Origin of the sequence: Streptomyces sp. NPDC048419 (assembly GCF_043200415.1) — a bacterium.
Taxonomy (GTDB): Bacteria; Actinomycetota; Actinomycetes; order Streptomycetales; family Streptomycetaceae; genus Streptomyces.
The window spans coordinates 274590-286286 of the sequence record NZ_JBICXT010000005.1 but is presented as its reverse complement, the minus strand read 5'-3'; the positions used below and the strand labels follow the sequence as shown (position 1 = coordinate 286286).

Sequence of the window (11697 nt, the reverse complement as noted above, 5' to 3'; positions counted from 1 at the left end):
GCGCTCTCGCTCGAGCGGGAGGCTCCCCCTGCGCGCACTCATACCGCGCGCTCCATGTCCCGGGACTTGCCGTCGCGTACGACGATCTCGCGGTCCGAGTACGCGGCCACCCGGGCCTCGTGCGTGACGAGGACGACGGCGGCGTTGGTGGACCGGGCGGCGTCGGTGAGCAGGTCCATCACGCGCTCGCCGTTGAGCGAGTCGAGCGCGCCGGTCGGCTCGTCCGCGAACAGCACCCGCGGGTTGGTGACCAGGGCCCGGGCGACGGCGACGCGCTGCCCCTGACCGCCGGAGACCTCACCGGGACGCTTCTTGCCGAGGTCGTCGACCTCGAGCCGCTCCATCCAGGTCAGGGCGGTCCGCTCGGCCTCCTTGCGGGAGGTGCCGTTCAGCCGGAGCGGCAGGGCGACGTTCTCGACGCAGGTCAACTCCGGTACGAGCTGGCCGAACTGGAACACGAAGCCGAACTCGGAGCGCCGCAGCGCACTGCGCGCGGCGTCGCTCATGGTCGCCATCTCACGGCCGTTGTAGGTGATCGAGCCCGCGTCGGGCGTGACGATTCCGGCCAGGCAGTGCAGCAGCGTCGACTTGCCGGACCCGGAGGGCCCCATGACGGCGACGACCTCGCCGGGGTGGATGGAGAACTCCGCGCCGTCCAGCGCGGTGGTCGGCCCGTACGTCTTGTGCAGATTCTCGGCCGCGAGCAGGGAACCGGGGGGCGCGGTCACTTGGCCACCACCTCCGCGAGCTTGTCGAGACGCGCGGCGGTCAGTTCCAGCCAGCGCAGGTCGGCCTCGAGGTGGAACAGGGCGTGGTCGCAGACGAGCTGGTCGGCCAGGTCGCCCTTGCGCTTGCGGTCGGTGAGGATGCGCATCATCCGCAGGTGCTCCGAGCGCTGGGTGTCGAGGATGTCGGACGCGTCGCGGTGGGTGAGCAGCGCGAGGACGACCTTGGTGTAGAGCGTGGACTGCAGATACGGCTCGGGCGCCTCCGGCGTCGCGAGCCAGCGCTCCACGTCGGTGATCCCGGCGTCGGTGATCGCGTACCGCTTGCGCTCGGGCCCGCCGCCCGCCTCGATACCGTCGACCTCCACGAGCCCGTTCTTCAGCAGGCGGGACATCGTCGAGTAGACCTGGCCGTAGTGCAGCGGCCGGTCGTGACCGAACTTCTCGTCGAAGGCCCGCTTGAGGTCGTAGCCGTGGCGGGGCCCGGACTCCAGGAGCCCTAGAAGGGTGTGACCGATGGACATGCCGAGCACTCTACACACGGTGTATACGCCTGATGTATACGCGGAGTGTGTAGATCATGGCGGGGTGTACGGCCCCGCAGGTGGGGGCCCATTGTCACAGCTCTGTCACAGGGTTCTCAGGTCCCCGGACCGGTGGGCGGCCGCCCGCGCCGCGGGATCGGCCGCGCCTCCCCGGGCAGCCGTCCCGCCTCGGCCAGCGCCCGGCGCAGCAGGAACTCGATCTGGGCGTTGGCGGACCGGAGCTCGTCCCCGGCCCACCGTGCCAGCGCCTCGTACACCGAGGGATCCAGCCGCAGCAGCACCTGCTTGCGCTGCTGCGGCCGGCGCTCGGGCGAGGGGCCCTCGGAAGCTGCCATTACTGGTAGAGGGTCCCGGTGTTGAGGACGGGCTGCGGCGCCCGGTCCCCGCACAGCACCACCATCAGGTTGGACACCATCGCCGCCTTGCGCTCGTTGTCCAGCTCCACGATGTCCTGCTCGGTGATCCGTGCGAGGGCCGCCTCGACCATGCCCACCGCTCCGTCCACGATCTGCCGCCGGGCCGCCACGACCGCTCCGGCCTGCTGGCGCTGGAGCATCGCCGAGGCGATCTCGGGAGCGTACGCGAGATGCGTGAACCGCGACTCGATGATCTGCACGCCGGCCGCCTCCACGCGCGCGTGCAGCTCGACGGCGAGCTTCTCGGTGATCTCCTCGGCGTTGCCGCGCAGCGAGAGCCCGCCCTCGTCGTGGGCGTCGTAGGGGTACTCGATGGCGATGTGCCGGACCGCGGCCTCCGTCTGCGTGGCCACGAACTCGAGGTAGTTGTCCACCTCGAACGTCGCCTGCGCGGTGTCCCGCACCTTCCAGACGACCACCGCGGCGAGCTCGATCGGGTTGCCGTAGGCGTCGTTGACCTTGAGGACGGCGGTCTCGTGGTTGCGGACGCGGGTGGAGATCTTGGTGCGCGAGGTGAAGGGGTTCACCCAGCGCAGTCCGTCCTGGCGGATCGTGCCCCGGTAGCGCCCGAAGAGCTGGACCACCCGGGCCTCGCCCGGCGCCACGGTGTTGAGCCCGCGCAGCGATATGAGCGCTGCGATCAGGACGAAGACGCCGCCGACGGCGAAGCCGGGACTGGCCGAGGCCGCCGCGAACAGGGCGATGGCCACCAGCACGCCCAGCAGTCCGAGCAGCAGCGCGAGTGCGCCGCCGATGCTGTGCGCGGCGAACTCCCGCACCCGCGGTGCGGGCATCTCCGGGACGTCGGCGGCGGGTGTGGAGTCTTGTGCGGACATGAGGGCCCCCGTTCTCGTGGCGCCCTTGAGTGTAAGCGCCCGTATAGCTAAGTGATAACACTTTACCCCCGCGGGGCAACCCTCCGCCCCTCCCGGCCGTCGGTTCCTTTGCGGCGGGTGCTGATTCTCACGTCCGCAAAAGGCCGGATCGACGGACCTTCGTCACATGTCACGGTGTTAGCTTCTTGAGCTGACTTGAGCGGCGAACCTGTGTGACGTGTGAGCACACATGAACGAAGCGGAGCGGATCGGACCAATGGGACGAGCGGAAGACAGACGAGCGCGACAGCGCGGTGGCCGCCGCGCGGCGCCCACGCGCTCTTCCACGGCGACCACGGCCTCGTCGGCCCAGGAGCCCGTCACGGTCGTCGGAGGCCGGGCCGCGGCCCGCCGGGCGGCTCAGGGCCGGGGCCGGTCCAAGGGCAAGGCGGGCAAGGACGGCCGGAGCTTCATACGCCGGATGTTCACCTGGAAGAAGATCGTCGGGACCATATTCGGGCTGTGCCTGCTCGGCATGGGCGCGTTCATCGCGCTGTACATGATGATCGGGATACCCAAGGGCAACGCCGACGCCACGCTCCAGAGCAACGTCTACAAGTACAGCGACGGCTCGCTGATGACCCGCGACGGCCAGCGCAACCGCGAGATCGTGGACCTGGCCAAGGTGCCCAAGGACGTCCAGCGCACCTTCGTCGCCGCCGAGAACAAGTCCTTCTACAAGGACAACGGCGTCGACCTCAGGGGCACCGCGCGCGGTCTGCTCAACACCCTGTCCGGCAAGGGCGCGCAGGGCGGTTCGACCATCACCCAGCAGTACGTCAAGAACTACTACCTGACGCAGAACCAGACCGTCTCGCGCAAGCTGAAGGAACTGGTCATCTCGCTGAAGCTGGACCGCACGAAGTCCAAGGACTACATCCTCGCCGGCTACATCAACACCAGCTACTACGGCCGCGGCGCCTACGGCATCCAGGCCGCCGCGCAGGCCTACTACCGCGAGGACGCCCAGAAGCTCTCGGTCAGTCAGGGCGCCTATCTCGCCGCCCTGCTGCAGGCGCCGAACCAGTACGACTGGGCGATCGCCACCGACACCGGCCGGAAGCTGGTGAAGGCCCGCTGGAACTACGTCCTCGACAACATGGTCGAGGAGGGCTGGCTGGACAAGGCCGAGCGCGCGGACATGAAGTTCCCGACCCCCGAGGCGCCCAAGGCGGCGCCGGGCATGGGCGGCCAGACCGGCTACCTGGTGGACGCGGCCAACAACCAGCTCGCCAAGCAGCTCGTCGCGCAGGGCACCGCCGACAACATCAACGACGCGGAGAACCTGGTCAAGGCCGGCGGCTGGACCATCACGCTGAACATCGACAAGAAGAAGCAGACGGCGCTGGAGAAGGCCGCCAAGTCGCAGCTGACCAGCAAGCTCGACGCGAAGAAGCGCACGGTCGACGCCGACGTCCAGGCCGGCGCCGTCTCCGTGAACCCGAAGAACGGCGCGGTCGTCGCGATGTACGGCGGCCAGGACTACTACAAGCACTTCCGCAACAACGCGACGCGCACGGACTACCAGCCCGCCTCGACCTTCAAGCCGGTGATCCTCGCCGCGGCCCTGGACGAGGACGCCAAGACGCAGACCGGCCAGGCGATCGCCGCGAACACCATCTACGACGGCACCAGCAAGCGCCCGGTCGTGGACCACGGCACCAAGGTCGGCTTCGCGCCCCAGAACGAGGACGACGCGGACTACGGCGACATCAACGTCCAGACGGCGATGAACAAGTCCGTCAACTCCGTCTTCGCGCAGATGGGCGTCGACGTCGGCATGGACAAGGTGCTCAAGGTCGGCAGCTCCCTCGGCATGGACACCGGCGACCTCAAGGCGGTGCCCGCGCAGACCCTCGGCACCATGGGCGCGAGCCCGCTGCAGATGGCCGGGGTCTACGCGACGCTCGACAACCACGGCAGGAAGGTCACGCCGACCATCCTCAAGTCGGTCGAGAACAGCCGGCACCAGGTCACCCTGCCGAAGCCGATCGGCGATCAGGTCGTCAGCCGCGAGGCCGCCGACACGGTCACCTCGGTGCTGACGGGCGTGGTCGACGACGGTACGGCCAAGGTGTCGGTGCGGGACAACGGACAGCGCGACGGCCGCAAGGTCGCAGGCAAGACCGGTACGTCCGACGAGAACCGCTCGGCCTGGTTCACCGGCTACACGCCCGACCTGGTCACCTCGGTCGGCCTGTTCGGCGAGTCGAAGAAGAACGGCGCCCAGGTCTCGATGTACCACGCGGGCGGCTTCGACCGTGTCAACGGCGGTGGCTTCCCGGCGCAGATCTGGGCGGCGTACACCTTCGGTGTCTCCGCCACGGGCCTGAAGTTCGACCTGGACACCACGCAGGGCGCGGCGGTCCAGCCGACGTACACGCCGACGCCCACCCGGTCGCCGAGCGGGACGCCGTCCAAGACGCCCACGAGCGAGCCCCCGACGTCGCAGTCCCCGTCGCAGTCGCCGAGCCAGACGCCGACCCAGACACCGACGCAGACGCCCACCCAGACGCCGACGCAGACCCCGAGCGGGTCGCCGACGACCGGCGGCGTCGAGAACCCGCTGGATCCGAACAACCGGCAGCAGCAGTAGGGGCCGTACAGGAAAGGGCGCCCGGCATCGCGCCGGGCGCCCTTTTCGCGTGTACGACTCCTAGATCCGGTTCAGCTCGAACCAGACCACCTTCCCGGTGCTCAGCCGCGTCGCCCCCCACCGCCGGGCCAGCTTGTTCACCAGGTACAGCCCGCGGCCGCCCTCGTCGGTCGCGCGCGCCTGCCGCAGCCGCGGAAGCTGCGGCACGTCGTCGCCGACCTCGCAGCGCAGCACGTCGGTGCGCAGCAGCCGCAGCGTGACCGGACGGGACGCGTAGCGCACGGCGTTCGTCACGACCTCGCTGACGAGCAGCTCCACGGAGTCGCTGAGGTCCTCCATGCCCCAGCGGGACAGCGCGCGCCGGGCGAGCCTGCGGGCCCGGCCGGGAGCGGCGTCCTCGGGCTCCAGGAACCAGTACGCCACGTCGCTGGGCGCGATCCCGTCGAAGCGGGCGGCCAGCAGCGCGATGTCGTCGTCCCGGTCGCCGGGGCCGAGCATGTCGAGCACCTCGTCGCACAGGGCCTCGAGGGGCGGCGGATGGTCGGGACCGGTCAGCTGCGCGGTGGCGGCGAGCTTCTCGCGCAGCTGCTCTATGCCGGTCCACACGTCCCGCAGGCGCGACTCCACGAGCCCGTCGGTGTAGAGCAGCAGGGTCGCCCCGGCGGGCGCGTCCAGCTCCACGGCCTCGAAGTCGACACCGCCCACGCCGATCGGCGCCCCCGGCGGCACCCGCAGCACCTCGGCGCGACCGCCCAGGTGCAGCAGGACCGGCGGTGGATGGCCGGCGTTGGCGATGGTGATGCGGTGCGAGACCGGGTCGTAGACGGCGTAGAGGCAGGTCGCCATGCGGTCGGTGCCGAGGCGCTGCGCCTGTTCGTCGAGGTGGTGCAGGACCTCCTGCGGGGGCAGGTCGAGTCCGGCCAGGGTCTGCGCCGTCGTGCGCAGCTGGCCCATGATCGCGGCGGAGGTCATGGAGTGCCCCATGACGTCGCCGACGACGAGGGCCACGCGGCTGCCCGGCAGCGGGATGGCGTCGTACCAGTCGCCGCCCACGCGCGCGGTCTCGGCGGCGGGCAGATAGCGGGAGGCGAGGCGCACGCCGGTGGGCCGGGGCAGCGTCTCCGGGAGCATGGTGCGCTGGAGCTCGTCGGCGATGTACGCCTCGCGGCCGTAGAGCACCGCCTTGTCGATGCCGAGCGCGCTGTGCGTGGCGAGCTGGGCGGCGACCAGGAGGTCGTCGGCCTCGAAGGGGATGCGCTCCGGACGGCGCAGGAAGAGCGCCGCGCCGATCACGCGGCGCCGGCCGCGCAGCGGGGCGAGGATCGCGCGCTGGCCGCCGGGCACCAGGAACTCGCCCGTGTCACCGAGGAGTTCGGGCAGGGCGGCGCGGGCGGCGGGCGCGTCCGTGAAGACGGGGCGCACCCCGCGCAGCACCTCGGCGAGCGCGCTGCCCGGCCGGACCTCGCAGATCTCGGAGCCGACCGCGTCGAGCCCCGTCATCTCCGGGGGCTCGGGCTGCAGCGCCGGCGAGAAACCGCCGTCGGTGTCGCGCTCCGCCGGGATCCGGTCGGTACGCCTGAGGCGCAGCAGGAGCGGACCGGTGGGCCGCTCGTCGCCGACGGGCAGCGGGTCGCGCAGATAGACGAGGATCGCGTCGGAGAAGGTCGGCACGGTCGCCCGGCACAGCCCCATGACGATCTCGTCGAGGTCGATGCCGCGGGCGATCCGCCGCGTCGCGGCGCCCACGAAGCGCAGCCGGTCGCCGTCCCGCCGCATCGGCGTGGGACGTCCGGGTGTCAGCCCCTGTCCGGTACGGCGTTCCTGACCACCGCCGTCCTGGGCACGGCCCGGCTCGGCGCCGGGCTGCTCCGGGACGGCCTCGGGCGCGGGGCGCGGGCGATGGGTTCCAGGTTCGACGGCGGCGGGCTGCGAGTGCTCGGGGCCGCTGGTGTCGGAGGGAGGCGAGGCCGGTTCCTTTCCCTTGCCGCACGGCGTGGCCGTGCCCGGCGGCGACGGAGTCTCCCCGGTGCGGGCCTGTGCCGGTAAGGCGGCCGCGGGGGAGACCGGCGCCGGGGTGTGCAGGAGCGCCCCGCGGGGGTCCGCCGCGGGGTCGGCGCCCGGCTGTGGGCGCTCGAAGGACATGGGGTGCTCCGTCACGCGTGTCGAATCCGTCCGTCCGGGGCTGCGCCTGGAGTGCGCAGTTCGTCCCGCAGGAATGCCGATACCCGGAATACGTGTCCCTGGAACGGAATTCCCGCGTGGTCAGAGGCTGTTCCTGTGCCGCGGGCAGACCGACTGCGGCTCGCGGGGCGCGCCCCGCGGATGTTGCCCTCGTACCCCTCGCTCACGTCCTGCCGCCCCTCGGTGACGATCGGTCAAGCCCAGCGCATGCTCCGGGAGTTGCTACTGCGCGCCCACCCGCCACCCGACCACCGCCCCTCGACGACGGTGCTGCGCACCGGGCCCTGAATTCATGTGGAGGACGATCCTACGGTTGCGGACCGGGGGCGCATCAAGGGTCTCATGTGGACACGTGCGCGGGCGTACGGTCCCAGTCCTTTGGCAAAGACGGTACCGCCCACGACGGATCCGGGCGCCAGTGCTGCCAGCCGTCGCTGAACGGCGGGCCCCAGGCGCGGATCACCTCCACCGCGGAGCGTCCCGCCTCCCGCACCTGCTCGGCGACGGCGGCGTCCATCAGGCCGTCCCGCTGGGCCTGCGCGAACTCGTCCTCGTCGCGCCAGTGCCAACTGCGGTCCGGGTGCACGGAGATGTCGAGGAAATGATCCTCGGAGTCGACCCCGCCGCCCCAACGCGCCAGCGGCTCCTCAAGGTTGACGTACCAGTTCTTGAACAGCCAGCCCGGCTCCCAGAACAGCCAGACCGACCAGGGCTCGCCGGGCCGGGCCAGCTTCAGCACGCCCGTGCCGAACCAGCGGTCGAACTGGACGGTGCGGGGCCTGGTGTAACGCGTCTCGAGCGGCTCGACGTGCACGGGTGTGCCGTCCGCGAGCACCGGCCGCACGCACTCGGTGCCCGGTGCCAGCCAGACGGCGAGCAGGTCGGCGTCGTCGCGGGCGACGGTGACGGGGCGGGCGATGTGGAAGCGCGCGCCGCCGTTCTCCCGGTACCGCCACAGGATCTGTGTCCCGGGGGCCCAGAAGCTCGTCCTGCCGGCTGCTGCCAGGTCCGCTCTCACCGCTCCACCCTCTGCCATGAACAGATATTAGGTGCCACAGGCATACGACGCTGCGGCGCGCGTCACGGTTCGCGCCGCAGCGGGGAAACGTCACGGATGCGTCATCCGCAGGACATCCAGTGCCTCGTCGAGCTGCTGTTCCGTGAGGTCGCCGCGGTCCACGTACCCGCTCTCCAGGACGACCTGGCGGATGGTCTTCCGCTCGGCGAGCGCCTTCTTGGCGACCTTCGCGGCCTCCTCGTAGCCGATGTACTTGTTGAGCGGGGTGACCACGGAGGGCGACGACTCCGCGTACTCGCGCGCCCGCTCCCGGTTCGCGGTGATCCCGTCCACCGTCCGGTCGGCGAGCAGCCGGGAGACGTTCGCGAGCAGCCGGACCGACTCCAGGACGTTCTTGGCGATGACCGGCAGCATCACGTTGAGCTCGAAGTTTCCGGCGGCGCCCGCGGTGGCCACGGTCGCGTCGTTCCCGACGACCTGGGCGGCGACCATGAGCACGGCCTCGGGGATCACCGGGTTGACCTTGCCGGGCATGATCGACGAACCGGGCTGCAGATCCGGCAGGTTGATCTCGGCGAGCCCGGTCCGCGGCCCGGACGACATCCACCGCAGATCGTTGGCGATCTTGGTCAGTCCTACGGCGACCGTCCTGAGCTGCCCGCTGGTCTCGACGATGCCGTCCCGCGCGCCCTGCGCCTCGAAGTGGTCGCGGGCCTCGGTCAGCGGCAGGCCGGTGACCCGGGCGACCTCCTCGATGACGGCGGCGGAGAACCCGGGCGGGGTGTTGATGCCGGTGCCCACGGCGGTGCCGCCGAGCGGCAGCTCGGCGAGCCGGGGGAGCGAGGCGTACAGCCGCTCGACGCCGTACCGCACCTGGGCCGCGTACCCGCCGAACTCCTGTCCCAGCGTCACGGGCGTTGCGTCCATCAGATGCGTCCGCCCCGACTTCACGACGTCGGCGAACTCCTCGGACTTGCGCTCCAGGGCGCCGGCGAGGTGCTCAAGGGCCGGGATCAGGTCGCGGGTGACTGCGCCGGTGGCGGCGATGTGGATGGAGGAGGGGAAGACGTCGTTGGACGACTGCGAGGCGTTGACGTGGTCGTTGGGATGGACGTCCCTGCCGAGCCGCTCGGTGGCGAGCGTGGCGAGTACCTCGTTGGTGTTCATGTTGGACGAGGTCCCGGAACCCGTCTGGAATACGTCGATCGGGAACTGCTCGTCCCAGTCCCCGCGGGCGACCTCCGCGGCCGCCTCCTGGATCGCCTCGGCGACGTCCTTGTCGAGCACCCCCAGCCGCGCGTTCACCTTGGCGGCGGCACCCTTGATCCGCGCCAGCGCCTCGATGTGGGCCCGTTCGATGTGCTGCCCGGAGATCGGGAAGTTCTCGACGGCACGCTGGGTCTGGGCCCGCCACTTGGCGTCCGCCGGAACCCGGACCTCACCCATGGAGTCGTGCTCGATGCGGTATTCGCTCATACCCCGTACAGCGATCGGCCGCCCCCGGATGTTCCGGAGCTTGCGCCGACCGCGGGATCGGCGCAAGCTCCGGCAGGCCTACGCGAGCCCGGGACCCCGCACCGGGATCGACGTGAACGTCGGCGCGGGCGCCGGGTCCTGGAAGAAGTCGTTCCCCTTGTCGTCGACCACGATGAACGCCGGGAAGTCCTCGACCTCGATCTTCCAGACGGCCTCCATGCCGAGCTCCTCGTACTCGACGACCTCGACCTTCTTGATGCAGTCCTGGGCGAGGCGGGCGGCCGGGCCGCCGATGGAGCCGAGGTAGAAGCCGCCGTGCGCCTCGCACGCGTCGGTGACCTGCTTGGAGCGGTTGCCCTTGGCCAGCATCACCTTGGAGCCGCCCGCGGCCTGGAACTGCTCGACGTAGGAGTCCATACGGCCGGCCGTCGTGGGACCGAAGGAACCGGACGCGTAGCCCTCGGGGGTCTTCGCGGGACCCGCGTAGTAGACCGGGTGGTCCTTCAGGTACTGGGGCATCTCCTCGCCCGCGTCCAGCCGCTCCTTGATCTTGGCGTGTGCGATGTCGCGGGCCACGACCAGCGGTCCGCTGAGCGAGAGCCGGGTCTTCACCGGGTACTTGGTCAGCTCGGCGAGGATCGTGTCCATCGGCTGGTTGAGGTCGATCCTGACGACGTCCGACGACTCGGCGAGGTGCTCGTCGGTGGTCTCGGGCAGGAACCGCGCAGGGTCGGTCTCCAGCTGCTCCAGGAAGACGCCCTCGGCGGTGATCTTCGCGACCGCCTGGCGGTCGGCCGAGCAGGACACGGCGATGGCGACCGGGCAGGAGGCGCCGTGCCGCGGCAGCCGCACCACACGCACGTCGTGGCAGAAGTACTTGCCGCCGAACTGCGCGCCGATGCCGATCTTCTGCGTCAGCTCGAAGACCTTCTGCTCCAGGTCCTTGTCCCGGAAGCCGTGGCCGAGCTCCGAGCCCTCGGCCGGGACGTCGTCCAGGTAGTGCGCGGAGGCGTACTTGGCGGTCTTCAGCGCGTACTCGGCGGACGTGCCGCCGACGACGATCGCCAGGTGGTACGGCGGGCAGGCGGCCGTGCCCAGCGAACGGATCTTCTCCTCCAGGAACTTCATCATGGAGGACTCGTTCAGGACGGCCTTCGTCTCCTGGTACAGGAAGGACTTGTTGGCGGAGCCGCCGCCCTTCGCCATGAACAGGAACTTGTAGGCGCCGCCGTCGGTGGCGTACAGCTCGATCTGGGCCGGCAGGTTCGAGCCGGTGTTCTTCTCCTCCCACATGGTGAGCGGAGCCATCTGCGAGTACCGCAGGTTGAGGTTGTGGTAGGCGTCGTAGATGCCCCGGCTCAGGGCCGCCTCGTCGCCGCCCCGCGTGAGGACGTTCTGCCCGCGCTTGCCCATGACGATCGCCGTGCCGGTGTCCTGGCACATGGGCAGCACGCCCGCGGCCGCGATGTTCGCGTTCTTCAGCAGGTCCAGGGCCACGAACTTGTCGTTGCCCGACGCCTCGGGGTCGTCGATGATGCGGCGCAGCTGCGCCAGGTGGGCCGGGCGCAGATAGTGCTGGATGTCGTGGATGGCCTCCTCGGCCAGCTTGCGCAGCGCCTCCGGCTCCACCTTGAGGAAGGTCCGCCCGTCGGCCTCGAAGGTGGAGACACCCTCGGAGGTCACCAGCCGGTAGGGGGTGGTGTCCTCTCCCATGGGGAGCAGATCGGTGTACGCGAACTCAGGCATCGCAGCCCATTCCTCACTCGGCAGACGGTCGCCCGCCGCCATTGGCGGGCCTCACCAGCGTAGAACCTGTCCAGGACCGGAAGCTTGTGAGGTGAGGCTCAGTTGCTCGTCCACAGGCC

At 70.5% G+C, this 11697-nt stretch carries 9 protein-coding genes; 1 reads left to right on the top strand and 8 read right to left on the bottom strand.

Annotated features, from left to right (window positions below):
* Positions 1-38: 38 nt before the first annotated feature.
* From ACGFYN_RS14075 to ACGFYN_RS14060, 4 genes are all read right to left on the bottom strand, one after another.
* Positions 39-728, bottom strand: coding sequence for an ABC transporter ATP-binding protein (locus ACGFYN_RS14075; RefSeq protein ID WP_393866065.1), 690 nt, complete (start codon positions 726-728; stop codon positions 39-41).
* Entirely contained in the window at positions 725-1249 is a 525-nt protein-coding gene (locus ACGFYN_RS14070; RefSeq protein WP_393866064.1) for a PadR family transcriptional regulator, read from the bottom strand. Before ACGFYN_RS14070 ends, ACGFYN_RS14075 begins: the two co-directional genes overlap by 4 nt.
* 116 nt (positions 1250-1365) lie before the next feature.
* Positions 1366-1605: a hypothetical protein gene (locus tag ACGFYN_RS14065; protein ID WP_393866063.1), complete on the bottom strand. Its 240-nt coding sequence runs from the start codon at positions 1603-1605 to the stop codon at positions 1366-1368.
* Positions 1605-2522: an SPFH domain-containing protein gene (locus tag ACGFYN_RS14060; protein ID WP_393866062.1), complete on the bottom strand. Its 918-nt coding sequence runs from the start codon at positions 2520-2522 to the stop codon at positions 1605-1607. Before ACGFYN_RS14060 ends, ACGFYN_RS14065 begins: the two co-directional genes overlap by 1 nt.
* A gap of 256 nt (positions 2523-2778) precedes the next feature.
* On the opposite strand from ACGFYN_RS14060, the gene ACGFYN_RS14055 reads away from it, so the two are divergent.
* On the top strand, positions 2779-5157 hold the full coding sequence (locus ACGFYN_RS14055) for a transglycosylase domain-containing protein (protein ID WP_393866061.1): 2379 nt from the start codon (positions 2779-2781) through the stop codon (positions 5155-5157).
* Between the two features lie 60 nt (positions 5158-5217).
* On the opposite strand, the gene ACGFYN_RS14050 is transcribed toward ACGFYN_RS14055, so the two are convergent.
* From ACGFYN_RS14050 to ACGFYN_RS14035, 4 genes are all read right to left on the bottom strand, one after another.
* Positions 5218-7314 carry a SpoIIE family protein phosphatase gene (locus ACGFYN_RS14050; protein WP_393866060.1) on the bottom strand — a complete coding sequence of 699 codons (2097 nt, stop codon included), beginning with the start codon at positions 7312-7314 and terminating at the stop codon, positions 5218-5220.
* Positions 7315-7678: 364 nt separating this feature from the next.
* A complete protein-coding gene (locus ACGFYN_RS14045) occupies positions 7679-8374 on the bottom strand; it encodes a DUF402 domain-containing protein (protein WP_393866059.1) in 696 nt (231 codons plus the stop codon).
* A 72-nt stretch (positions 8375-8446) separates the two neighbouring features.
* Positions 8447-9832, bottom strand: a complete 1386-nt coding sequence (locus ACGFYN_RS14040; protein ID WP_393866058.1) for a class II fumarate hydratase — start codon at positions 9830-9832, stop codon at positions 8447-8449.
* A gap of 78 nt (positions 9833-9910) precedes the next feature.
* The gene (locus ACGFYN_RS14035; protein ID WP_393866057.1) at positions 9911-11578 is read right to left on the bottom strand and encodes a fumarate hydratase; all 1668 of its coding nucleotides are present in this window, start codon (positions 11576-11578) and stop codon (positions 9911-9913) included.
* Positions 11579-11697 lie beyond the last annotated feature (119 nt).